We start from the raw sequence: 25,421 nt of genomic DNA on the forward strand, positions 1-25,421 counted from the left end.
CCTATGGCATTATATGCGATCGCGTAGCGTGCCGTAGCCATTCGCAGTAGTCTAAATTGTCTCTGGGTCGATATTTAACTCCCGCAGTTTTGCTACCAAACGTTCTGCTTTTTGTTCTGCTTGTTCTGCCTTTTGTTGTGCTTGTTCTGCCTTTTGTTCTGCCTGTTCTGCCTTTTGTTGTGCTTGTTCTGCCTTTTGTTGTGCCTGTTCTGCCTTTTGTTGTGCCTGTTCTGCCTTTTGTTGTGCTTCTTCTGCCGTTTCTTGTGCTTGTTCTGCCGTTTCTTCAGGTGTTGGTACTAGTTGCCCATCTCGTGTAAAAAACCGCAATAGACCCTGATAAATTCCCAGATATAACCCTAGCTGATGACTCCACAAATGTCCTTGTTCAGAAGCTTGTAAAGGTTGATACTCTCCATCTACTAAATGAAATCCCGCAAATTCTTCTGTGTAAGGGTCAAACCAAAAATAATCATGGGTGCGAAAAGTATCTTGATAAATTTTTTTCTTTAAATCTTTGTCAGTCTTAGCTGTTGATTGCGAAAGAATTTCCAGAATTACATTCGGATATTTGCCATCTTCTTCCCAGACTACCCAACTTTTACGGGTTTTGCGTTCAGTTCCCAGCACTACAAAAAAGTCTGGGCCTCGGAAGTGTTCTGATTTAAGTTGGCGTGGACTGTAATAGATAGTCAGGTTTCCCGCCACATAGAAATCATTTCTATCTCGCCATAGCCATTTTAGGCATTTGAGTAAGAGGATGATTTGCTCTAGATGAAGTTCGCTTTCCAAGGGAGGTTCGTCACTATATAGATCACCTGGAGGAAATATAACATTTTGGCAGATGCCTTCTTGAGAATCTAATTCTTGAGCAATGGTCATAGAATGGATATGGCATCAAGTAGTTATGGATTTATTTTAGCAGTCTTGTAGTAGGCGATCGCTTAGTTATAGATGCAGGACATCTTTATCAAAATTCCTCCTGAACCTCTGCGTTCTCTGCGCCTCTGCGGTGAAAAATTTTTATTAACCACAGAGACGCAGAGGGCACAGAGAAGAAAAAGCGATCGCTACCCTTCCGAAATTCCTTCATGCTACACTGTAGTCAATATCAAACCTGATCACAACTCCAACGAGATAGCACAAATGAAGTAGTACCAAACACCTGTTGCGCCCAAGGAAAAAATGTCAACGAAGAATAAACGCAACTAGTTTGACAGGGTTACTTCACATAGTCATGCACTAAAATATTGTCATTACTCGTATCTACATTGAACGGCTTGGTAAGTGTCTGCGGCTAAGTTTATTTTGTGATCACGCGGGTGGAAGTTTGCGAATTGAGGTTTGAGAAAAATGCCGAAAAAATCAATATTGTTAGCTGAGAATTTAACCTACGAACTCAGCTTGGATAGAACTTTGTTTCAAAAAATTCAGGTGAGTATCGAAGCAGGCGATCGCAACCTATTTACCCAGTACACCAGAGCAATACTATCGACAGTTGCAGGAATGTCACGATATATAATATTATCCCAGATCGGTGTAGCTCTAGTTTGTGTGCCCTATCACTTTGCCAATTCTATGAGACTGTTGGCGTGATAGGGGATCTAACCCATCAGCCCCAATCCATCTTAATTTCAGTGCGTTTCAACGCACTTTAGCTATTAGCCCGCAATTTATTACAGAGCGGGAAAGCAACGCAAAACCAGGATTTTAGGGATGGGGGGTTTAACCGCTCGTAAATCGACCAACAGTATCTTCTATTCACCAGGGTTGAAGTAGCACATCGCGTCACATAAATCTCTAACTCCTCAGCAGAAGCCGTAAAGCATACTGGCAAGTTATAATTCTCTTGCGGATCAACGTCACAAAAATTTATGAGTAACCCCCTTGTGCAAGCCTTTTTCGTCGGCAGAGCAGTAGCTGAAGTAGTTAATGAGCGTTTAGAGGTCGCCTTGACCGATGCTTTGAGTGATTTGGGCAGATTTGATGCGGAAGCTAGAGAGCAGTTGCGCCAGTTTACAGATGAAGTCCTAGAGCGGGCAAATCGGGCAGCAGAAGCTGCTAATGGTGGTCAAGCTACTACAGGTGGTGGGCAAGCCAGTTCTGAATCAGTTGACTTGCAAGCAGATATTGATGAATTACGAGCAGAAATTGCCCTGTTACGCACAGAATTGCAACATTATCGCAGAGCTTCTGCATAATTTTATTTTAGTCATTGGTCATTAGTCATTGGTCAAAAATTATGTACAAATGACAAAGGACAAAAGACAAATGGCACTTGATCAAAAACAGTTTAGGAATCAGAGTGTCTTTTCTTCCAAATGATTCGGTTTCAAACCAACGGTACACAAAGCATATGGAACAAGGTTATTCAGATAAGGCATACCGTTGGAATCGGGAAAACTACTCTAGCAGACGGCGTTTTGTGGACATTTGGTCTTTTGTCTTGACCTTAATGTTCAAGCTTTGGCTATACAACAAATCTTGGAGTTACGCGGGTGGAGTAACTGAGGCAAAGCAAGCTGCAAGACGCAAAACTCAAGCGGTTTGGATTCGCAATACTCTGCTGGACTTAGGGCCAACCTTTATCAAAGTCGGGCAATTGTTTTCTACCCGTGCTGATATATTCCCAGGTGAATACGTAGAAGAACTAGCCAAACTACAAGACAAAGTACCAGCATTTAGCTATGAGCAAGTAGAAGCGACCATTGAGAAAGAACTAGGCAAGAAAATTCCTGAACTCTTCCATAATTTTGAACCTGTTCCCTTAGCTGCTGCTAGCTTGGGGCAAGTACACAAAGCTGTGCTGCATAGTGGGGAATCAGTTGTTATCAAGGTGCAACGTCCTGGACTAAAAAAGTTATTTGAAATCGATTTACAAATTCTCAAGGGAATTACTCGCTATTTTCAAAACCATCCCAAATGGGGAAAGGGGCGAGATTGGTTAGGTATTTACGAAGAGTGTTGTCGCATTCTTTGGGAAGAAATTGATTATCTTAACGAAGGTCGTAATGCTGATACTTTTCGCCGGAACTTTCGCGGCTACGATTGGGTGAATGTCCCAAGAATATACTGGCGTTACGCCACGTCCAGAGTGCTGACCTTGGAATATCTCCCTGGAATAAAAATTAGCCAATACGAAGCTTTAGAAGCAGCAGGTTTGGATCGAAAGGCGATCGCTCGTCAAGGCGCTCAAGCCTATTTAATACAGTTGCTCAATAGTGGCTTTTTCCACGCCGATCCCCACCCAGGCAATATTGCCGTTAGTGGAAGTGGGGCTTTAATATTCTACGATTTTGGGATGATGGGGCGGATTAAAGCCAACGTCCGCGAAGGATTGATGCAAACACTGTTTGGTATTGCCCAAAAAGACGGCGATCGCGTTGTTCAATCTCTAATCGATTTAGGTGCGATCGCCCCAACCGATGATATGGGGCCAGTCAAGCGTTCCGTCCAGTACATGCTGGATCATTTCATGGATAAGCCCTTTGAAAACCAATCGGTCGCAGCAATCAGTGACGATCTTTACGAAATAGCTTATAATCAGCCATTTAGATTTCCAGCAACCTTCACTTTTGTGATGCGAGCCTTTTCTACCTTAGAAGGGGTAGGCAAAGGTTTAGATCCAGAGTTTAACTTTATGGAAGTTGCCAAACCATACGCAATGCAGCTTATGACCGATATGAATGGTTCTGAGGGGAATAGCTTTATTAACGAATTAAGTCGTCAAGCAGCTCAGGTAAGTAGTACTGCCTTTGGTCTACCACGTAGGTTAGAGGATACGCTAGAAAAGCTAGAACGGGGAGACATACGCTTGCGCGTTCGTTCTATAGAAACTGAACGGCTGTTGCGGCGGCAGAGCAGTATTCAGCTCTCAATAAGTTATGCTCTGTTAATCAGTGGTTTCACACTTTCAGCTACGATCTTAGTGGTTAGTAATCATGCATGGTGGGCACTAGTCCCAGGTTTAATTGCAGCAGGGCTTTCAGTGATCCTGATCCGGCTACTTTTACGCCTCGACCGTTACGATCGTATGTATTAATTGTTGGTTGCAAAAAAAATTTATGAAACTTAATTTCACGGGTTTTAGCGATCCGGGACTTATTCGTTCTAATAATCAGGATGCTTACTATATCGACCCAGATGGGCGGTTTTTCGTTGTCGCCGATGGCATGGGTGGTCATGCCGGAGGTGAGGAGGCAAGTGGGATTGCCATTAAGGAAATTCAGGCGTATTTGGTGGCAAATTGGCAATCTTCTAAATCTTCTCAAGAATTGCTAGAGCAAGCTTTGTGGGGTGCCAATGAAGCGATTTTGCACGATCAGCAAAATCATCCTCAACGCGCCGACATGGGTACAACGGTTGTAGCGGTAATTTTTCGCTCCCCAGAGTCGCCCTGGTGCGCTCATGTTGGCGATTCGCGGCTGTATCGCTTCCGAGAGTCGCAATTAGAACAGGTAACGGAAGACCACACTTGGGTAGCACGGGCAATCAAAATCGGTGACATCACCTTAGATGAAGCACGGTTACATCCTTTTCGTCATGTATTATCGCGCTGTTTGGGGCGTGAAGACTTGCATCAGATTGATGTGCAACCACTGGATGTAAAAATTGGCGATCGCTTGCTGTTATGTAGCGATGGCCTTACAGAAGAACTTGTCGAACAGAAGATTGCTAGCTGCCTCCAAAATACTCCTTGGCTTGATAAAGCGGCCATCTCTCTAGTTGAGGCTGCCAAAGAGCATGGAGGGCACGATAACATCACAGTTATCATCGTCTCACTCGAAGAAAATAGTCATTAGTCATTTCTCATTGTCCAAGGACAAAGGACAATTGACAAATGAAGTAAATATACTCAGCAATTTGTTCAGCGTGAGCATTTTTCCTTTTTACAATTTGATACAAATACTTTTAGCCTCCAAAGTTCCCTAATGAGGCTAAATTTGCATAAATTGGTAGCCTTGACATCTTGCACGTAATAAGGTATAGCGACTATAATTCAAGCTTATTACCATTCATTCCCCAACCTCCTTAAAATCCCTAGCCTGCGAGTTTCCTCCATATTGGACCAGACAGCATCTTAGTTTTTCTGAAACAGAAAAACTATTGAGGGCTAAGGATAGCACCTAAGCTTCTCCTCAAAGAAGAGTTGTGCAAACCATCAAGGAGTGAGAAAGGTAGTTATACCTATCTGAGTCCAAACAGAGCCTATTTTCCGGAATATGGTTCGGCTGACTTGGGTGGTATATCAGTAGGATTAGGTGCAAGATATCAGAGCAGAAAAATTCCACATTTAGGAAGTGGGCAAATCTGTCAAACAGTTGTTATCTTTCTTAATACGGAGCAACAGTTGGACAGTTAAAAGTCCAATTATTATCCCATTTGGACTTCTGTAACCTAATATCACCTTTACACGTTGTTTTTTCGGAGTTAATTATGAACCAACCAATGAAACTATCCTTGGAACAGCAATTCAGTATCTGCTCATTTTCTACTCAGGTGCAAAATATGAGCCACGAGCAAGCTAAAGACTTTTTGGTCAAGCTCTATGAGCAAATGGTAGTGCGCGAGGCAACTTATCAAGAGCTTCTTAAGCACCAGTGGGGCTTAGATTCCGGTTCCACTATGGCATAGAGTCGTTCTGATGTCGCAGTGGACGACCTCCTTCTCTTGCTTGGTTCCAAAGAGGAAAAGAGCTGGGGCTGTCGGGGCGTCAACTTCGATAAGTAATTACACAAGAGTGGCGCAAAAGTTAAACTCACTAAATTAACTAAGAATGAGCAAACATTGTCTACGGCACATCTACTGGAGTCTAGACCTAACTTTAGCTTTGTAGGCTAAATTCATTGTTTGGTTTAGCCAAACTTGTTTTTGTTTCGTCTAGTCTGAGAATCACACCTGCGTAAATTTATAATCTTCTGGAATATCTACACAGGAAGATTTAGAGAGAATTTAGATCCCCCTGCTTTGACAGTTTGTGATTTGACTCTCTATACATATAACTAGAACTTACATGTTTATATATATTTTGTTTATAAAAGTTTACATTTCTGGAGTAACACCCCTTAGTTGCGTTTAAGATATGTAACATTAAGAAATTATTCTTAGCTGGAAAGATCGTGTGGAGAATCTGTATCAATATTTTCCAGTTTTGCCAGAATTTGAGGCTTAATCTTTTCGTACTCTCTTTTGAGTAAGCTTTTACTAAATTTCGGGTCGGCAGAGGACATCAATGTATTGCTCATTGCGACCCACTCTTGTAGTCGTTGGCGCTGGGCAGAAGCGATGCTGGAAAGTAAGATATGGGTACAGCGATTTGGTGTTTCTCGTGCAAAGAACAACAGGCGGTAGTAACCTCTATGCTCTAGTAAACGGGCAATTTCTTGACCAAGACTGGTTTTGAAATCAAGGTAATAAGGTAACCATTTAGCGCCATGTTTGCGGTTGTAGATGACAGTAATCCATAGCAGCATGGGATGGGGAATAGAAATGAAAAGAAATTGGTTATAGCGGGTACAGAGTAAGCGCTTTTGAATTTCCTCTTGCGGTAGCATCACCCACAGAGCTGGTAAAACCTCCCCATTGGTATGAATGGGCTGGGGAAACACAATATCGGCAATTGGTTTATTTTCGGGCCAGGAAATGGTACGAGCGATTTCATCGTTTGACCAGGATGGCGGCAAATCGGCTTTTTTCTTTAGTTCAACAACCTTAGGGGTAAGTATAGTAGCAGGAACTAGAGCATGGCTGCCTTGCTTAGGGATGCGTGTATGCTCAGGCTTTTCTAGAGATGCTAAAACTCTTAGGATTTCAGCGATATTTTGGGGGCGATCGCGTGGTACTTTAGCTAGACAACTCATCACCAAATTTTCGATTTCTTTTGGTAGTTCTAATCCCAGCGCAACCTCAGCAAAAGAACGTGGTTTTTGATAGTGATGTATTTTATACCATGATCCAAAAGAGTGAGTTGGTGCCACCAGTGGCATTTTGCCTGTGAGCATCTCAAACATCATCACGCCCAAACTATAAATATCAGCACGGTTGTCTAATTCTTTACCTTCCATCTGTTCGGGAGAAGAATAAGCCAGTGTCCCCAAATAAAATTTTGTATGGTCGCCATCTGACTGTAATAACTTGGCAATACCAAAATCTAGAACCTTCACCAATTCTCCGAAACTGGGATCTTGAATCACCAGTATATTGCTTGGCTTGATATCGCGATGGATAATTGGGTAAATTGTGCCATCAACTGGGATACCATCATGGGCGCACTGTAACCCCAGGCTGAGTTGACGCGCCATACTCAGGAATCTTGGTAAAGGCAATCGTTGCTTGCGAATAATATTGTTCAGGCTTTGTCCTTGTAGGTATTCCATGACGTAGAACGGGGTATTATTGTCATCTACGCCATAGTCCATAACTCGGACAATGTGGATGCTTTTTTGCCCTAGTAAAGCACAGGTTTTTGCTTCTCGCTCAAAGCGGTCTTGCAATCGCAGCTTTTCATTTTGGATTGATAGAGCGAGAAACTTAACGGCAACAGGTACACCTCCCAACAAAGTATCTTTAGCACGATAAACCCGACCCATTGCTCCAGTACCGATTAACTCCTGGAGTTGGTAGCGTTTGCTGAGTAAGCGACCAATGTTGGGGTCTGACATAGAGAATTTGAATCCAAAAGCAGGTTGTAAGTGTTTGGCAGGAAAAGTGCATTCAAACTGATATTTGAATTATTGCGCCGAGAAATGATTTTCTAAACTTGTACGGACAGGCAGAAGTCACAAGTCAAAAAGCTTATAGGGTAAGCTTTTGTGAAAATTTCAATCGTTGTCCTAGCTTTTTTCAGTCCTCTTTTAGAGGATTGAAACCATGATCTGGCAGTTTGCAACCGAAACGGTTATTACAACTGGTGCAGCATACTAGATCAAACAAGCAGAAAGGGCAGATTTATAATAACGCTTTGTACCATTTTGCACTTTAATTGTCGTGTAGTTTTAGTTTGCCCAATTTTGACTAAATAGATAACTCTAGGATTTGCCAAAAACCTTAATTAGGTAGCAGCGCACTCACCACACAGTTATCATAACTGTGTGGTGAGTGCGGAGTTTTGAATATCAATAAAGCCAGAGAGGGCGACATGAAGCCGTGCTGGGCAGATTTTATAAGCTCTAAGCCCTCATACTTCGTAAATAATACTCTAGCTTATTCGGATTTATAACTGTTATTTTAGTGGGCAATGACCCACAACTAAAGTTTTGCTTGATTAGCACTTTCCTCCTACCTCCAGCAAGACTGTCCTCTGCCTTGTTTTGTAAGTAGGGGTAATCACAGATACTTATTGCCTGACTAGCACGCCACGGCATAAATAGAGCAACCATTTCAAATCCCTCTCATAGCTTATTCCATAATACTTTTGAATGCGTGAATGCGTGACTTCCGCCCTGCGGTACTGGCTTATTAACCTTCAGGCTCATTCTGACTACGTAAGGATCTATTATTTTTTAATGAAACTGTGATAGTACTAATTGGGAATTTTTCGTTTTTTCTGGAGGTTATAAGACATGTCAAAAACTGATTTATTCCCCTTCACATAGTATTGAATTCGACGTTCGATAATATTGCTAAATCGAGAAATAAAATCAGAAACAAAGTACGGATTTTTGCTTATTTCTGTTAATGCTGTTAACCATTTCCTTTCTTTCATAGGCACTACAACTTGAAAGTAAGCTAGATTCCTCTTAAATACTGCAAGATTATAAGACAGAGCACGCATTAAAGCTGGATTTTTTTTCACAACTTCTTGTTGCATGAAAGAATTAGTAGCTATGCAGCATTGATTTAGACGTGACAATATGCTTTGACGTACAATAGAATTAGGGCGTGAGCGGTAGAAATAATAGGGTTCTGGCACCAGAAAAAAGCGAGCGCCATTGATTAAGCATTTCATATCAAGCCAAAAGTCCTCAGTTATCCTTATGGTTTCATCGTACTCAATGCCATGCTTAACCAGAAATTCTCGTTTGAATATAGGCTTACTTAAACCAAGATGCAACCCTATTTGTCCATAGACATCAGTTTCTACAAAATAAATGATATCAATTTGGAAAATTTTATCTATATGTTCTCCACTTTCTTGAATCAATGTACTCCAAGGAGATGTTGCACCATCTTTGATTAAATAAAGATCGTCAGCAATCATATCTGCATTTGTTTCCTCTGCCAGCAACACAAGCTTTTCTAATCTTTCAGGAGCATACCAGTCATCTGAATCAAGAATAGCAATCCATTCTCCTTGGGCTGCTCTGAGGGCACGATTACGCGCAGCAGAAACCCCAAGGTTTTGCTGATTAAGTATCACTTGGAGACGTTGGTCAGTAAAAGTTTTAGCGACTTCTACAGTTTTATCACTTGAACCATCATCGACCACGATAACTTCAATATCAGTGAGCGTTTGATCTAAGGCTGACTCTATTGCCTTGGCAATATAAGCTTCAGTATTGTAAGAAGGGATAATGACAGAGACTTTAGGATTCACAAAACTGAACTCCTGACTATTGACTACACCGTTAAATTAAAATGCTAAAACCCTAATGATAATTTGAAAATTTCTTTCTTACTATAAATACGTAGATATAAATAATTCAACCTTTGTAGTGAGCCGCTCTAGCCCTATTTTGAGCACTAGAGCCGCTTACTAACAGCCTATTTAATGAATTTTACATTGCGTAATATAGTTTGACCTATTCTTGCCTGCTTAGTTAGAACTTAGTCGTTAGGTGAGAATAAACGATTACTCCTTAAGTTCGGGCATAAGACATTCTATAGATCACAAACTTTTCTCCAAAGTGCGATCGCTGTCAGATCCTATACTCTGTAAAACCTTTTGTCAAGCAGCACTTGACCCGTTAAAACGACTATATCGAGATAAAGCTTTTTTCCGGGAATTTTTAGAGCATTAAGCTGCCCAGAGTTGTCAGAGCGGCGGCTTTCGATATCTTTGAGATCAAACTTCAGGATAATTGCCTTGCTCAATTTCTAAGAACTGATCAATTTGCTTTTGATCGATTTTAAATGGTTCTACCAAGAAGGCGAAGGGAAAAGGGGAAAGGTAAAAAGCGAGTGAAATTGTGAGCGAAATAATTCTTGTGTTATGGGGAAAGTAAAAAGCTATGAAGGTATGGTGGGCGACCTAATTCATCCTTTTGCCCTTTGCCCTTTACCCCTCTTTTTTATCTTTGCCGTGCTGTACTAGCTAGTTACTGCTCTTAGGTTGACTGACGCTCTAGACTAGCTTCCATTGTGTTAGTTAAAAAATGACCAGCCAAGACGCCACTACTGAGGTAGTATGTATCTTCCGAAATCCGATGTAGGGTTTCAAACCCACTACGACGCTGAGGATCGCCTAGTACCCGGTAATGCTGCACAATAGTATCTAGACCAATCCAGCCTTCGCCTTCAACCTGCCCCAAAAGATTATGTTGGAGTAGAAAAGTATACTGACGTTCTCCATCATGCAACCGCCCCTTGTATTGCAAAGAGATTTCCGAGCGATCGCTACCAGGAAATATCAGTTTTGTAGCCATAGTGAACCAGTTATCTCGATTCCAAGCTACCAAGGTCATACCCTTGACGCTGATTGGCATACCATTACGTTCCAGCCAATTTCCCTGCATTGCCCAGCGTCCTGGTTCCAATAAAAAAGTATGAGCCACCTTCTATTCCCTGCCTTGATCGAGTACCGCCAAGACTACAGTTATAGCAGTGCTGAGTAATGAAATGCTGATTGACACTCTCCGGGCTGAAGCCACGGAGATTCTTGGATCTATGACAGAACTTGCTCAATCAGGGTTTCCCCAGACTGAGTAGAGGTTTCATCTCCCCAAGTGTTGCTTACGTCTGTCTTGGAAAGGTTGACGCGGGAATCCTCCCGCGCCCAACTTTCCGCTAGCGCAAAGGTTCCGGTATGCCCTACCGTACCCAATCCACGACTAAGGATAATTCTAGCTGCATTTTCGTCTCTATCCATCACGCAACCACATAAACATACGTGTGTTCTGGTAGATAAAGTTTTCTTAACAACTTCACCGCAGCTAGAGCATTCTTGACTACTGTATTGCGGGTTAACCGCAACCGTAACTCGTTTAAACACTTTCCCAAAGTATTCAACCCAGACACGGAACTGATACCAAGATGCGTCATTAATAGACTTGGCTAAACAATGATTTTTCACCATATTTTTAATTCTCAAATCTTCGTAGGCTATCAAGTCGTTAGACTGAACTACGCACCGTGCTAATTTCACAGCATGGTCTTTACGTTGCCTACTTATTTTGAGGTGGCGCTTACCCAAAATCAGCCTAGCCTTACCCCGATTTTTTGAACCTTTTACCCTTCTGGAAACACGACGCCCAAGGCGCTTAAGAACCTTTTCCCCACTACGCAAAAACTTAGGGTTTTCAGTCATAGCGCCGTTAGAATCGGTGTAGTATTCCTTCAGCCCAACATCTAATCCAACTGTGTTACCAGTAGGTTCTATGTTTTCAGAACGGTCTACATCAATACAAAATTGAACATACACACCATCCGCACGTTTTACCAATCTCACCCGTTTAATCTGGTTGACTTGGTAGAAGTGCAAGTCACGAGTACCTTTAAGCTTTAGTCTCCCAATCCCTTTTTTATCGCTAAAAGTTATAGATTTTCGATTATCTGCAAGCTTCCATCCTGACGTTTTGTATTCAACAGAACGACAATTTTTATGGAATTGAGGATATCCTTTTAGACCTGGAATACCTTTTTTGCAGTTGTCGTAAAATTGAGAAATAGACGACCATGCTCGTTCGGCGCTGGCTTGTCTAGCCATTGAATTGAGTTCCGAGGCAAACGGAAAATTAGCCGCAAGTACAGCACAATATTTCTGCAAATCGTTTTTACCTATGCCTTGAACATCCATCCATAGCCGAATACAACTATTGCGGATGAACTTTGCTGCTCCGTTTTGCATCATCCACTGCGATCAATTGCGCTGACTTCCCATAAGCTTTAAACTCAAAAACTAGCATCGCTTTTACCTCCCACCTTATACTAGTCTGTTTGGTATAAGATGTCTAGATATTTGCGTTTTGTAAAATTCTGAAGGCGGTTAAAACGCGAAATGCGCCACGGGGAGTATCCCCGTGGTCACTTTCGCCGCTCGTGTCGTTTTTCATCCCTGCTCTGAAGAGACAGGGCTTTCAAACTTCCCAGTCTTTCTTGTAAATTTCTCCCAAAAGCACTTCTTGAGGTGCCCCAGTGGCAGTAGGTAGGTTGCCAGGAATACCCAAATGTCGCCAGTAGGCTAAAACTGCAAAGGCGATCGCTTCTTTAAAATCTGCACTCAAACCAACTTCATCTGTAGTCAAGACTGGTATTGATGGCAACAATAACTCTAATCGACGTTTCAAATAGAGATTGCGACTACCACCGCCACATAATAATACCCTTTGTGGCATTTCCGGCAAAAAAGTGCGGTAACTATGAACAATTGAAGCAGCTGTAAGTTCGGTGAGAGTTGCCAATACGTCGGCAGGATTGAGTTGGTATGCTTGAGCATCTTTTAAACACTGATGCATGTAAGTCACACCGAATAACTCTCGACCAGTAGATTTGGGTGGCGGTAGATGAAAGTAGTCTTGGTTGAGCCATTCTTCTACCAATGGATGGCAAGGAGTACCACTCGCTGCCCAATTGCCATCTTCATCGTAAGTTTTAGCACCAGCGCTTAAATGCTCCACCGCTAGATCCAATAGACTATTTCCTGGGCCAGTATCCCAAGCGCGAATTTTTGAGAGCCAGTCCCCATGCCGAGGCGGAATATAAGCAACATTACCAATACCGCCAATGTTTTGAATACAACGCCCTTCTTCAGGATGACTGAGTAAATAGGCATCTACTCTGGGCACGAGGGGCGCACCGTGACCACCAATAGCGATATCAGCAACGCGAAAGTTGCTCACCGTTGTAATGCCCGTAATATGGGCAATTAATGCACCGCGCCCTAGTTGGAGACTGTAACCCAAGGGAGTGCTAAGTGAGGAGTTAGAAATTAAGATTTCTCTCCTCCCCTGCTCCCCTGCTCCCCCTGCTCCCCTGCTCCCCTGCTCCCTTGCTTCCCCAGGTGGTCGATGATAAACCGTCTGACCGTGGGAGCCAATGAGAGTGGCTGGCTGATGACCAATTTGAATATTTTGGGCGGCTTGGGCAAAGACAATGGCGATCGCATCATCTATTTGTGCCAATTCTGCCATTGAGATGGCAACGCCTGCACCAACTGCCAATATTCTTTCTCTGAGTTCGGCTGGATAAGGATATGTTGCTCCGGCTAGCAACTCAACTTTGAGATCCAATTCTGTACCAGATATCTCTACCAACGCAGCGTCTATGCCATCTACGGATGTGCCACTAATTAAACCGATAACGCGAGTAAAGACAGCAGCTTCTTCAGTCGGATGCATTTATGCACCTTTTATAAAAAAAAGTTTGTTTACAATTTAGCACTGATAACTTTGCGCTTTCTACATAAAGCGATAGGCATCAGAGAACATAATATCAGTAATTTTCCTCTAAATGAAGTTCAATAAATTACATTTTTATCTGGGCGGAAGCAAATCGAAAAAGTAGTAATCCTTCTGATGTTGAAATCTATAAGCACATCGGACAATGAGCGTTGAACGAAAAGAATTTTAAAACCGAGAAGCATTCTAAAATGAAAAATCTTTTAATCAAGTCCGCGATCGCTTCTAGTGTTGTTTTGTCCTTAGCTACTCTTACCCGCCCTGTAATGGCTTCGTCTTTTACGGTATCAATAGAAAACGCAGGCGTACAAAATGCACAATTATCAAATCTTGTGAATGCTCATGTACAAACATTTGATGGACAAACACAAGGTTACACTACAACAGGCTTCCAATCGAATGATGGAACGACAAATGTTGGTAGCTATAAGAATACTCTGATCCAGAATGCAGACCAATATGGTGGTGCTGGTGGAACAGGCAAATATTTTGATGTAAACGCCAACATATCTGGTCAAACGCTTTCTACCCTAAATTTGACAACCGCACAAAGTTACTTTGGGCTTTGGTGGTCTGCGGGAGACGCTAATAACGTACTTACATTTCTTTCACAAGGTAAGGTTGTAGAAACTATCACTACTGCTGATGTGGTTAGTTATATCGGAAAGCTAGCAAATAAAGCCAGCTACTACGGTAATCCTAATTCGCCAACTCAAAATACTGGAGAACCTTATGCGTTCATCAACTTCTACGATGTTGCCGGAACTTTTGATCAGGTTCAATTCACCAATATTGGCGGAACTGGTTTTGAATCAGATAATCACACAGTCGCCACTGGCTACAAGAGTATCATCGGTGATGTAGTTACCAAAGCAGTTCCTGAGTCTTCTTCTCTATTAGGAGTTTTTGTGATTGGTTTTGTGGGTGCTGCTTCAGTTCTGACTCGTCGAGTCAACAAAAAGTCAGTTTTGCAATTGTCATAAGTCTAGCGGCTTGCAAACAAGACAATTTCTAGCTCACATTAAGGGTCTTCTGCACTTGTGATGAAATTTGCGGGAATGTCAATCTCAAGCGATCGCCACTTTCATAGCAGCGTTTTAAAGCAATCTTATTAAAGATACCAATTCTAGCTCAGTAAGATTTGCCTGATTTTCTCTATGCCTTACTCCCAGGCTCCACGTTCGCGTAGCGTGCCGTAGGCAAAATTTCAGAAGTTCCAGCCAGAAGTCAACATTAAATACAAGTTTGGGTGAGCTTACTTAGGTAAACTCGCCCTATTTATTTTATCAGCAGCCACTCTACAACACTTAGATAATGCTGGGATTGGCTCCTGCTTTAGCTTGGAGATGTCGTTATTACCCAGCCTACAGGCTTAACTTGGGATAGAGCTGATCCTAAAGCCGACTTTTTAAGAATCGATATGATAGAAAAGTAGATAAAACTTAAAAAATATTTATCGAATGGTGCTTCAATCATCTGGCTTGTCCAAGGTCAAAGACTCATTAACACAAAAAATCTTCTTGGGTAATGAACCTAATGCAGAGTTAATTGCAATTCTCACCGTTTATTTTGTCCAAGGAATTTTAGGATTATCGCGTCTAGCCGTTAGCTTTTTCCTCAAAGATGAACTGCTGCTGAGTCCCGTCCAGGTGTCGGCGCTGTTGGGAATTGTCTTCCTACCTTGGATGATCAAGCCGGTGTTTGGTTTTATTTCTGATGGGTTGCCGATATTTGGCTATCGTCGGCGTCCTTATTTGATTTTATCCGGGATACTGGGAACTGCTTCTTGGGCGAGTCTGGCCACAATAGTTCATACTAGCTGGGCAGCTACCTTAGCGATCGCTCTTAGTTCTCTCTCTGTCGCCATGAGTGATGTCATAGTTGACTCGCTGGTTGTAGAACGGGCTAGAGGCGAATCGCAAGCGAAAGCCGGTTCATTACAATCTCTGTGCTGGGGTGCTTCTGCGATCGGAGGTTTGATAACAGCATACTTTAGCGGTCTGCTGCTTCAATACTTTACTAGCCGTACTGTTTTTGGAATTACCGCCTTATTCCCTCTGATCGTTTCAGGGGTAGCTTGGTTAATTGCTGAGTCCCCGGTTAGCAAAGATGCTCAAGATAGTAACCACACCAACCCTTTACCAATCAAACATCAACTGGGGCAGCTACGCCAAGCCATTAGCCAAAAAACAATTTGGCTACCAACGGCGTTTATCTTCATCTGGCAAGCTACCCCAAATGCTGACTCAGCCTTTTTCTACTTCTCTACCAACGAACTCCACTTTGAACCAGAATTTTTGGGGCGAGTCCACTTGGTGACAAGTTTCGCTTCTTTAGCAGGTGTTTGGATTTTTCAACGTTTCCTCAAAAGCATCCCTTTTCGCGTGATTTTTGCTTGGAGTACTGTCCTTTCCTCAATTTTAGGGATGACAATGCTGTTGTTAGTGACTCACACAAACAGACGGCTAGGTATAGATGACCACTGGTTTAGTTTGGGTGATAGTCTGATTCTCTCTGTGATGGGGAAAATTGCCTTTATGCAAGTGATGGTGCTAGCAGCAAGGCTTTGTCCCTCTGGTGTGGAAGCGACATTATTTGCCTTGTTAATGTCGGTGTTTAATTCAGCAGGAACAGTTTCCCATGCATTTGGGGCATTAATCACCTATTGGTTGGGGATCACCGCAACGAACTTTGAATCACTTTGGCTATTGGTGCTAATTACTAACCTCAGCACGCTGTTACCCCTACCATTTATCAACTGGCTACCTGCTGCTGAAGAACAAGCTGAGACACCCAAAGATGAGGAACAAGTGTTTTTGCCAGATTTGATGTCTGAGTTGGTACTGAGAGAACCAGAGTCGAAAATAGTCGAATAAATCTCACGCTAAGTAGAGGTAGTGCGCTGCCTTACCGTTGTAAGCTGTTCCACATTTAACTTGCTCCCATTAGGGCGGGCTTTCCGGCCCACCCCACAAGAGTTCTGTTTAATTCGGTTATGCAAATTAGATGTTTTTCAGCTTAGTAACTAGTGTAGTAAATCTACAAAAAAGTCATTTTGAGTGTCTACATATCCTCGTGCAAAATAACAAGAGAACAAAGTATATGCATTTGAAAAGTCAAGAAAGCCAAGTTGCAGAAAAATCCTACACCCGTGCAGACTGGCAAGGAGGATATCAATCTCTCACCCAAGAGTTTGATTATTGGATTGATGATATAGAAGGACAAATTCCCAGAGAGTTACAAGGTACGCTATTTAGAAATGGCCCCGGTTTGCTGGATGTGAATGGGCAACTTCTTCATCACCCTTTTGATGGGGATGGGATGATTAGCAAATTTACCTTTACCAATGGTCGTGCCCATTTTCGCAACCGCTTTGTCCGCACAACTGGCTATTTGGCAGAGCAAAAGGCGGGAAAAATTCTCTATCGCGGTACTTTTGGTACTCACAAACCCGGCGGTTGGCTAGCTAATATTTTTGACTTCAAACTCAAAAATATCGCCAATACAAATGTTATCTATTGGGGTGGTAAACTGCTCGCACTATGGGAAGCCTCTGAAGGATATCGTCTCGATCCTTATACTCTTGAAACCTTGGGGAATGAATATTTTAATGGTGCTTTGTCAGCAGGTGAAGCTTTCGCTGCACATCCCCGTTTGGAAAAGAATTGTGAGCAAGATGGGGGCGCACCTTGCTTGGTAAATTTCTCGATTAAGCCGGGATTATCTACCACAATTACTATTTTCGAGCTAAACCCAGCAGGTGAAATTGTCAGGCAGCACGCTCATAAGGTTCCTGGTTTCTGTTTCATTCATGATTTTGTCATTACTCCCAATTACTGCATCTTCTTTCAAAATCCTGTCACTTTCAATCCCATACCTTTCGCTTTGGGAATACGTGCGGCGGGAGAATGTATCAAATTTCAGCCAAATCAGCCAACTCAAATTCTAATTATTCCCCGCTTCCCCAAAGAAGGGCAACTCGAGATAAAATTTCTGGAAACTCAGTCTGGTTTTGTCTTCCACCATGTTAATGCTTTTGAGGTAGGAGACGAAGTTTTGATTGACTCCATTTGTTACCAAAATTTACCAGAAGTGGAACCCAAAAGCGATTTTCGACAAGTTGATTTTGAGGCAATTTCACCTGGGCAACTTTGGCGATTTTGTCTGAATCTAAAAGATGGGACAGTCGGGCGGGAATTGATTGAGAGCCGATGTTGTGAATTTCCCAGCATACATCCGGCGAATGTGGCACGCCCTTATCGATATCTATATATAGGTGCGGCTCATGCGGAGACTGGTAATGCTCCCTTACAAGCATTGCTGAAAATTGATTTAGAGTCTCTTGAAAGACAACTTTGGAGTGCTGCACCCCGTGGTTTTGTCGGTGAACCGATTTTTGTCCCGCGCCCAGGTTCTGAAAAAGAAGATGATGGTTGGGTATTAGCTTTAGTTTATGATGCTACCCATCACCGTTCAGATTTGGTAATTTTAGATGCTAGTGATTTCTCTAAAGGAGCGATCGCACGGCTACATCTGAAGCATCATATCCCCTATGGTCTGCATGGGAGCTTTACTTCTGAGCTTTTTGAAGAAATTTGATCCCCTCTTTCGGTGAAACCATTTTTTCACTGGAAATGATATGCAAATCAATGTTTTTGAGTAAGCGCACCAATTTTTGCGTCAAAGATCCTTTGAGGAACATTTGCCAACGCGATCGCTGACTTTCACCAATAACAATTTGGGTGATCCGATATTTACCGGCGACTTCAGCGATCGCATTGGCTACGTTACTGTTGGTAACACGAAGAAAAGTACCTTCAAATTCTTTACAAAGTTTCTCACAAGTGTCAATATGTAGGCTTTCCTGCTTGGTGAGGAAGCGTTCTGGATTGGCAACGAACAAGCTATAAAGTGGGGCATTCATATAGTTAGCCAGCCTCGCACCCCGGCGTAACAGCTGCACTGAGTTGGGATAAGTGGATATGCACACCAAAACCCGCTCGTGAATATTACAGGATTGGCCGTTAGGAATAGTGGCGATCGCATTTTCTTCTACGTTGTCTGCTACTTCGCGCAAAGCCAATTCCCGCAAAGCAATCAGATTACGGCGTTGGAAAAAATTATCAAGGGATTGTTGGATTTTTTGGGGTGCATAAATCTTCCCTTCTAATAACCGTTCTTGTAGGGTTTCAGGTGTAACATCCACTACCACTATTTCATCTGCATCATCTAGAATCCTGTCAGGAACCCGCTCACGCACTACCACACCTGTAATTCTGGCTACTAAGTCATTGAGACTTTCCAAATGTTGCACATTCATTGTGGAGTAGACATCAATACCTGCTGCCAAAACTATTTCTACATCTTCGTAGCGTTTTTCGCGTGGTGAACCAGGGACATTAGTATGGGCAAGTTCATCGATTAAGACTAATTGGGGCGATCGCTTTAAAATAGCATCTGTATCCATATCCGTTAGCATCAATCCATCCCGAAGATATTGCTTGCGGGGAAAAATCTCCAATCCCTCTGCCTTCTGAGCTGTTTCCTTGCGCCCGTGGGTTTCCAAAAGCCCAACGACGACATGAATTCCTTCATGTTTGAGTGAATGTGCCTCTTCCAGCATCCGGTAGGTTTTGCCTACTCCAGGAGCCATGCCAATAAAGATTTTATGCTTGCCCCGCCGTCGTGGCGGATAAAGCGAGTAATTTGCAGAATTTAAAGGAGTGCCTGCCGAACTAGTATTACTATTATCTGACATTTTAAAATAGGGAGTAGGGAGTAGGGAGTGGGGAGTAGATATTTTCATCCTTTGTTGTGTTTGTGTAGCGTGCGCTTTGTACTCACTTTGTTTATGGTGCAATACGGTTCAGTTAAGGCTAAAACTCTTTATCAAAGCCAAATTTTTAACGTAGACGCTGCATCGGCTTGCCGCAAGCTACCGCAGAGGCGCAGAGTAAACACAGAGAAGAGAAAAAAATGCTTAACCCAAGCGTATTGGTTTATGGTATGTCTTGCACGAATATTTTAAAATATCCTTTTATGGTTCGCGCACAGCCGCAGAGAGTAACAAAAAAGTTATCTATTTATTCTTAACTCCCCACTCCCCACTCCCCACTCCCCACTCCCCACTCACTGATTTTACTGACGAGAAAAATCTTGCACGTCAAGAGCATAATTCAATCGGAGAACATTGACTCCCGGCTCACCAAAAATCCATAAAAATCTGCCATCAGTAAACTTATTAATTAAAGGTAGGATTTCATCTTCTTTTACTCCCCGCGCACTAGCAACTCGTGTCAATTGCTGCCGTGCTGCTTTCAAGGAAATATGCGGATCTAAACCGGAGCCAGAAGTGTAAATTATATCAGCGATCGGTTGAAGATTTTCGTCTCGCAATTGATTTGCCTGTTCTAGAATCCGCTTGAGTAGTTCTGGATTGCTAGCAGCGAGATTGCTGGCTCCAGAGATGCCAGTTGGCTTGGCTCTTTTGCCTTGGCTATATCTAACAGTACTGGGACGAGGATGGAAATAGCGATCAGATGTGAACACCTGACCAATCAAAGCCGAACCAATTGGTTCACCATTTTGATTCAGCCTGATGCTGCCATTAGCTTGGTAAGGGAAAAAAGCTTGACCTACTACAAGGATTATCAGAGGATAGATGATTGCAGTCAATAACCAAAGCATTAGAGTTATAAAAATTGCTCTGATAGTTTCTCGAATAATAGCCATAAAAATTTTCCAATTGCTGCTAATATTTTATTTTTAATTTTTGATGTGGTCGGTGCGCCAATTTGGTCAAGATGTGCTCGTTTACCAGCGTCCTTAAGCCAAGCCCACAACTGTAATTAGTATATCGATCAACTTAATGGCGATAAACGGCGCAATCACGCCACCTAAGCCATAAATTAAGATATTGCGTTGGACTAGCTGATTAGCTGTCAGGGGTCTAAATCGCACACCCTTCAATGCCAAGGGAATCAAAGCGGGAATAATTAAAGCATTATAAATCAGCGCTGATAGTACAGCAGACTTCGGGCTAGTCAAATTCATAATATTCAGGCTTTGCAGGTTAACAGCAACAAATATCACTGGGATAATTGCAAAGTATTTAGCAATATCATTAGCGATAGAAAATGTCGTCAATGCACCACGAGTAATCAACAATTGTTTGCCAATGCTAATGATATCGAGCAGCTTTGTGGGATCGGAGTCCAAATCGACCATGTTGGCGGCTTCTTTTGCAGCTTGTGTCCCTGTATTCATCGCAACGCCGACGTTAGCTTGGGCTAATGCTAGAGCATCGTTAGTTCCATCTCCCGTCATCGCAACCAGTTTGCCTCCTGCTTGTTCCTTTTTAATGACGCTGATTTTCTCTTCTGGTGTGGCTTCGGCAATAAAGTCATCCACCCCAACTTCTTTGGCAATGACAGAAGTTGTAATTCGGTTGTCTCCAGTTAGCATGATGGTACGCACTCCCATCCGTCGCAGTGCAAGAAAGCGATCGCGGATACCAGGTTTGACAATATCTTTAAGATAAACAATCCCATAGATTTCGTTATCTAGGCTGACTGCTAGGGGTGTACCTCCCAGGCGAGAAACTCGTTCGTAGGCAGCATTCAATTCTGGGGTCTCGCGGCCGTTGCGGGAACGGACAAATCCTTTAATCGCTTCTACTGCTCCCTTTCTGGCCTCATGTCCACCAGGTAAGTTAGTGCCACTTATGCGTGTTTTTGCGGAAAAATCGACTCCTTCTGCCTGACTGGAGTCAAAATCAAACCGTGCGCCTAAATTTTCTGCTAGTCGGACAATGGATTTACCTTCTGGTGTATTGTCAAAGACACTAGCCGCCCACGCAACATTAGCAATTTCCGACATTGAATGACCCCCTAGCGGAATAAACTCTTCCGCCAGGCGGTTGCCAAGGGTAATTGTACCTGTCTTGTCGAGAACTAAAGTGTTGACATCACCACAGGCTTCGACTGCTCCTCCTGAGGCGGCAATGACGTTAAATTGGGCAACTCGATCCATACCAGCAATGCCGATGGTACTTAGTAAGCTGCCAATGGTTGTAGGAATTAACGCCACTAATAGGGCAATCAAAATTGGGATGCTGACTGGACTGTTGACATAGTAGGCAAGTGCGGGCAGAGTGGCCACGACTAACAAAAACATTAAACTTAGAACTGCCAGCAATACCGTTAGGGCAATTTCATTGGGTGTTTTGCTGCGTTCTGCCCCTTCTAAGGAGGCAATCATCCGGTGAATGAAACCTTTGCCTGGGTCAGATGTGATATGGATAATCAGTTCATCTGAGATAATCCGCGTCCCACCAGTGACGGAACTAGCAACCTCGGAGCCTGATTCTTTTAATACTGGTGCGGATTCCCCAGTAATTGCTGATTCATCTACGGAGGCGACACCCATGATTACTTCGCCATCGGCGGGGATGAGATCACCAGCAACGACGTAGATGGTATCGCCCTGTTTGAGGCTGGTGGATGAAACTTCACTAATTGTGCCATCAAGAGCAAGTTTTTTAGCGATCGCTTCTGCCACTCTTGATCGCAAGACATGGGCTTTGGCTTTACCCCGCCCTTGTGCCAGTGCTTCAGCAAAATTGGCAAACCAAACTGTCAAGAATAAAATCCCTGACAATAAGCCGTTGAAAACTTGCGGGTTCTTTTGCAGGGCTGGCCCAAATAGGTTGGGATCAATTGTTAGCAATAGGGTGATGATTGTCCCCACCCAAACCACAAACATTACTGGGTTTTTGATTGCATACTTAGGGTTTAGCTTCACAAAAGCATCCCTAATTGCCCTTAAGTACAGCCACTTATTACTTGTCCTGGCCTTTTTACGTGCTTGGCGGCGATCGCCAGGACGAGAATTTGGGCGTCTAGCTTTGAAGTTAGTTGCCACTTGATTTATAAATAAAGTTTAGGAGTTAAGAAGTAGAAGTTAGCAGTTATTAGGAACTTACAGTCAACTGCCCCACCGACTTTTCGGTTGGGGCTTGTAACCAGGAAAGAGTATTTCCTGAAACATACAGGTATTGAGGTTAGATTTCCTAGATTACTTTATTGGGATCTTTGAGAAAATTAGCCTCAGCAAGTTTGCGTTTGCGTCCCAGATAAGTATTTACTGTACCTCTATTAATTTCAAGCAATTGTGGCACTTGACGTTGGCTCTGTCCTTGATCAATTAATTCATCTATTTTTGCTTTATCCTCATGGGTTAAACGTCGTTTATATTTACGACTATCAAAATATTCGCCAGATTCTGATTGCAATGGTAAAGGGACAGACACTTTGTAAGCATCCCACTTGGAATAAAGCTTAACTCCATTTACAGATTCTTTGGCAAATGAGATTGATGATGGAATGAAGTAGCAACTATCAGGGGTTACGACCCAAAGCATATCAAAATCCTCTATTCTATATTTATGAACTAACTCATAACTTTTCTAACTGCCAGATGCTAGTTTCAAACCTTCAGCTATCGGGCCTAAAGCCATAACGGGAAAGAAAGCCAACACTCCCAAAACCAGTGTCACTCCAGCCGTGATAGTAGTAAATACCAGAGAATCAGTTCTCAGGGTACCAGGGGTTTCTTGTACTTGTTGTTTGCCAGACATGCCGTGAGCTAACAGCAGTATGGCAATCATCGGAATGTAGCGTCCTGCGATTAAGCTAACTAAAGTACTCAAGTTCCACCACAGGGTGTTATCCCTCAACCCCTCTAAGCCGGAGCCATTATTTGCTGCTGCTGAGGCGTATTCATAAACTACTTGAGAAATACCGTGATTGCCAGGGTTGCTAATTCCAGATAGAGAGATGGGGTAAGCCAAGGCGATCGCACTGGGAATCAAAACTAGAATTGGGTGAATCAACAGCACCACGCCGGCGAGGACGATTTCCCGCTTTTCAATTTTGCGTCCTAAAAACTCTGGGGTGCGTCCTCCCATTAGTCCAGTTAGGAACACTGTGACAATTAAGTAAATAAATAAGTAAGCTGTTCCAGTTCCCTGACCACCCCAGATAACGCGGATAAATAAGTTGAAGAGAGTCGAAAATAGTCCTTGCGGCATCAAAGAATCGTGCATCCCATTCACAGCACCAGACATAGTAGCAGTAGTCATCACTGCCCAAAATGCCGTTTGTGCCCAGCCAAATCGAACTTCTTTACCCTCTAAATTGGGCTGTTCTAATCCAAAGGCGGTATTAACCAGGGGATTACCTTGCAGTTCTCCCACGGCTGCTACCCCCACCAGAACTACAAAAATCACAAACACCATCCAGAAAAGTAGCCAAGCTTGTTTGATGTTGTTGGCAAATATACCGTAGGTGTAAATTAAGGCTGCTGGTATAGAAATCATCGCGATCATTTCTATCAAGTTAGAAGCGCCATTGGGATTTTCAAAGGGATGTGCTGAGTTGACGCCAAAAAAGCCTCCGCCGTTGTCGCCGAAAAGTTTGATCATTTCAAAGGATGCTACTGGCCCTCTGGCAAGATATTGCGTCCCGCCTTCTAAGGTTCTCACATCCAAAGTCTTAGCTAATGTTTGTGGTACACCTGTTACAACCAAGGCGATCGCGCCAATAATCGAAATCGGCAGCAATATTCGCGTAATTCCACGGACGAGATCGACGTAAAAGTTTCCCAGTCCTCTACCCGTTAACCCGCGAATAAAGGCAATTCCCACAGATAAACCGGTAGCTGCGGAGGTGAACATCAAAAAGCCTAATGCCGCTACCTGGCTAAAATAGCTTAAGGTTGTCTCACCAGCATAGTGTTGCTGGTCGCTATTCGTCACAAATGAAATGGTTGTGTGCAGCAATACATCCCAGTCCGGCGCACCGAAGCCGTTAGGATTCCAGGGCAAGAGTCTCTGAAAGTATATCAGCAAATATACTGAAATACCCATGAGAATGTTGCTGTACAGTACAGCCACGATATACTGCCAACCCGTCATATCATCCTTCCTGCGAACACCCGCTAGTACGAACATACTTCGCTCTATCGGGTTCATTAAAAAATCAAGCAGTGTTCTTTCTCCCAAGAAGACACGCGCTATGTATCTTCCCAATCGCGGAGTGATTGCTATGACAATACACAGCGTTAAGCCTATTTGCAAAAAACCTTGTCCCATATATTTCGCGCTCAATTAAATTTAAGTGCTAGCAAGCCAATTCTTAGAAATAACAAATTAACTGTTGGAGTATTTTATTTCAAGGGATTTACCGAAACAGAATACATGCGTCAGTCGTCAGAATTCAGAATGAATTGAAATCCGATTGGCGAATGAATAACCGGCGTTTTTGCACCCCCACCAAATTTTATTGTTTTGTGGTCAACTTTCGTAGTGGCGGGTCTGAATCCCCTACTGATAGCGTAGTCGGTAGTAAGTCCACGTACCCTTACAATACAAGCAAGCTAGCAAGAGCGTCTATCTGCGACACGCTATTTGCGTTCGTAGAGAGCGTCTGAATTCTTATTCAATACTATTTTCCAGATACTTGTTAAAATTTTTGTTAAGAATATTTAATTTTTAGTCTTAATTCATTTATCTCACTAGTTAGGATTATTTGTTTATACAATACTTTTTCCAAGTTTGCTACTTTCAAAGAATATAAATATCCCAGAGGATTTTATTAATGGGATTAGGGATTGAGAAGATTGTGGTAGATACGCCGCTCGTTGTGGTCAAACTACCCAGTCTCCAATGACCATTACCGCGATTCCCCATTCCCCAGTTACCTTGACTGCATCTGGCTGGATAAACGTAATTTTAGGATTAATTCTCAAGTTGGCATTTGCAGATATAGATTGAAGATAAACCATAATTGGTGAATTAAATTAAATAGTTAT

20 protein-coding genes and 1 pseudogene are annotated in these 25,421 nt (G+C 42.8%); 9 read left to right on the forward strand and 12 right to left on the reverse strand.

Annotated features, from left to right (window positions below):
- Positions 1-51 precede the first annotated feature (51 nt).
- On the reverse strand, positions 52-879 hold the full coding sequence (locus HWQ23_RS27240; protein ID WP_292835517.1) for a Uma2 family endonuclease: 828 nt from the start codon (positions 877-879) through the stop codon (positions 52-54).
- Between the two features lie 72 nt (positions 880-951).
- Between HWQ23_RS27240 and HWQ23_RS27245 the strand changes: the two genes are divergently transcribed.
- From HWQ23_RS27245 to HWQ23_RS27270, 6 genes are all read left to right on the forward strand, one after another.
- Positions 952-1,152, forward strand: a complete 201-nt coding sequence (locus HWQ23_RS27245; protein ID WP_292835520.1) for a hypothetical protein — start codon at positions 952-954, stop codon at positions 1,150-1,152.
- A gap of 198 nt (positions 1,153-1,350) precedes the next feature.
- Entirely contained in the window at positions 1,351-1,593 is a 243-nt protein-coding gene (locus tag HWQ23_RS27250) for a hypothetical protein (protein ID WP_292835523.1), read from the forward strand.
- Positions 1,594-1,871: 278 nt separating this feature from the next.
- Complete coding sequence (locus HWQ23_RS27255) at positions 1,872-2,198, forward strand: DUF6825 family protein (protein ID WP_292835526.1); 327 nt, start codon at positions 1,872-1,874, stop codon at positions 2,196-2,198.
- A 155-nt stretch (positions 2,199-2,353) separates the two neighbouring features.
- Positions 2,354-4,039, forward strand: a complete 1,686-nt coding sequence (locus HWQ23_RS27260) for an ABC1 kinase family protein (RefSeq protein WP_292835529.1) — start codon at positions 2,354-2,356, stop codon at positions 4,037-4,039.
- Positions 4,040-4,061: 22 nt separating this feature from the next.
- On the forward strand, positions 4,062-4,799 hold the full coding sequence (locus tag HWQ23_RS27265) for a Stp1/IreP family PP2C-type Ser/Thr phosphatase (protein WP_292835531.1): 738 nt from the start codon (positions 4,062-4,064) through the stop codon (positions 4,797-4,799).
- Positions 4,800-5,433: 634 nt separating this feature from the next.
- Positions 5,434-5,631 carry an NblA/ycf18 family protein gene (locus tag HWQ23_RS27270; protein ID WP_094348015.1) on the forward strand — a complete coding sequence of 66 codons (198 nt, stop codon included), beginning with the start codon at positions 5,434-5,436 and terminating at the stop codon, positions 5,629-5,631.
- Positions 5,632-6,101: 470 nt separating this feature from the next.
- On the opposite strand, the gene HWQ23_RS27275 is transcribed toward HWQ23_RS27270, so the two are convergent.
- From HWQ23_RS27275 to HWQ23_RS27295, 5 genes and pseudogenes are all read right to left on the reverse strand, one after another.
- On the reverse strand, positions 6,102-7,658 hold the full coding sequence (locus HWQ23_RS27275; RefSeq protein WP_292835579.1) for a serine/threonine protein kinase: 1,557 nt from the start codon (positions 7,656-7,658) through the stop codon (positions 6,102-6,104).
- A gap of 860 nt (positions 7,659-8,518) precedes the next feature.
- Positions 8,519-9,532 carry a glycosyltransferase family 2 protein gene (locus HWQ23_RS27280; protein WP_292835582.1) on the reverse strand — a complete coding sequence of 338 codons (1,014 nt, stop codon included), beginning with the start codon at positions 9,530-9,532 and terminating at the stop codon, positions 8,519-8,521.
- A 730-nt stretch (positions 9,533-10,262) separates the two neighbouring features.
- Positions 10,263-10,709: a hypothetical protein gene (locus HWQ23_RS27285; protein WP_292835585.1), complete on the reverse strand. Its 447-nt coding sequence runs from the start codon at positions 10,707-10,709 to the stop codon at positions 10,263-10,265.
- Positions 10,710-10,819: 110 nt separating this feature from the next.
- Positions 10,820-12,059: pseudogene (locus HWQ23_RS27290) on the reverse strand (RNA-guided endonuclease InsQ/TnpB family protein).
- Between the two features lie 171 nt (positions 12,060-12,230).
- Positions 12,231-13,490, reverse strand: coding sequence for an anhydro-N-acetylmuramic acid kinase (locus tag HWQ23_RS27295; RefSeq protein WP_292835588.1), 1,260 nt, complete (start codon positions 13,488-13,490; stop codon positions 12,231-12,233).
- A 251-nt stretch (positions 13,491-13,741) separates the two neighbouring features.
- On the opposite strand from HWQ23_RS27295, the gene HWQ23_RS27300 reads away from it, so the two are divergent.
- From HWQ23_RS27300 to HWQ23_RS27310, 3 genes are all read left to right on the forward strand, one after another.
- Positions 13,742-14,533, forward strand: coding sequence for an Npun_F0296 family exosortase-dependent surface protein (locus HWQ23_RS27300; protein ID WP_292835591.1), 792 nt, complete (start codon positions 13,742-13,744; stop codon positions 14,531-14,533).
- A 477-nt stretch (positions 14,534-15,010) separates the two neighbouring features.
- Positions 15,011-16,426 carry a folate/biopterin family MFS transporter gene (locus HWQ23_RS27305; RefSeq protein ID WP_292835594.1) on the forward strand — a complete coding sequence of 472 codons (1,416 nt, stop codon included), beginning with the start codon at positions 15,011-15,013 and terminating at the stop codon, positions 16,424-16,426.
- Between the two features lie 226 nt (positions 16,427-16,652).
- Positions 16,653-18,149, forward strand: coding sequence for a carotenoid oxygenase family protein (locus HWQ23_RS27310; protein WP_292835597.1), 1,497 nt, complete (start codon positions 16,653-16,655; stop codon positions 18,147-18,149).
- On the opposite strand, the gene HWQ23_RS27315 is transcribed toward HWQ23_RS27310, so the two are convergent.
- The 6 genes from HWQ23_RS27315 to HWQ23_RS27340 form a co-directional block, all read right to left on the reverse strand.
- Positions 18,121-19,308: a universal stress protein gene (locus HWQ23_RS27315; RefSeq protein WP_292835600.1), complete on the reverse strand. Its 1,188-nt coding sequence runs from the start codon at positions 19,306-19,308 to the stop codon at positions 18,121-18,123. The genes HWQ23_RS27310 and HWQ23_RS27315 overlap by 29 nt on opposite strands.
- 380 nt (positions 19,309-19,688) lie before the next feature.
- Positions 19,689-20,282, reverse strand: coding sequence for a K(+)-transporting ATPase subunit C (gene kdpC / locus HWQ23_RS27320; protein WP_292835602.1), 594 nt, complete (start codon positions 20,280-20,282; stop codon positions 19,689-19,691).
- A gap of 93 nt (positions 20,283-20,375) precedes the next feature.
- The gene (gene kdpB, locus HWQ23_RS27325; protein WP_292835682.1) at positions 20,376-22,481 is read right to left on the reverse strand and encodes a potassium-transporting ATPase subunit KdpB; all 2,106 of its coding nucleotides are present in this window, start codon (positions 22,479-22,481) and stop codon (positions 20,376-20,378) included.
- Positions 22,482-22,620: 139 nt separating this feature from the next.
- A complete protein-coding gene (locus tag HWQ23_RS27330) occupies positions 22,621-22,971 on the reverse strand; it encodes a helix-turn-helix domain-containing protein (protein ID WP_292835605.1) in 351 nt (116 codons plus the stop codon).
- Between the two features lie 45 nt (positions 22,972-23,016).
- Positions 23,017-24,702, reverse strand: a complete 1,686-nt coding sequence (kdpA, locus tag HWQ23_RS27335; protein WP_292835608.1) for a potassium-transporting ATPase subunit KdpA — start codon at positions 24,700-24,702, stop codon at positions 23,017-23,019.
- 554 nt (positions 24,703-25,256) lie between these two features.
- A complete protein-coding gene (locus tag HWQ23_RS27340; protein WP_292835611.1) occupies positions 25,257-25,394 on the reverse strand; it encodes a hypothetical protein in 138 nt (45 codons plus the stop codon).
- Between the last annotated feature and the right edge of the window lie 27 nt (positions 25,395-25,421).

The sequence above is a fragment of the Nostoc sp. JL33 genome (genome assembly GCF_017114985.1).
In the GTDB taxonomy this organism is placed as follows: domain Bacteria; phylum Cyanobacteriota; class Cyanobacteriia; order Cyanobacteriales; family Nostocaceae; genus Nostoc.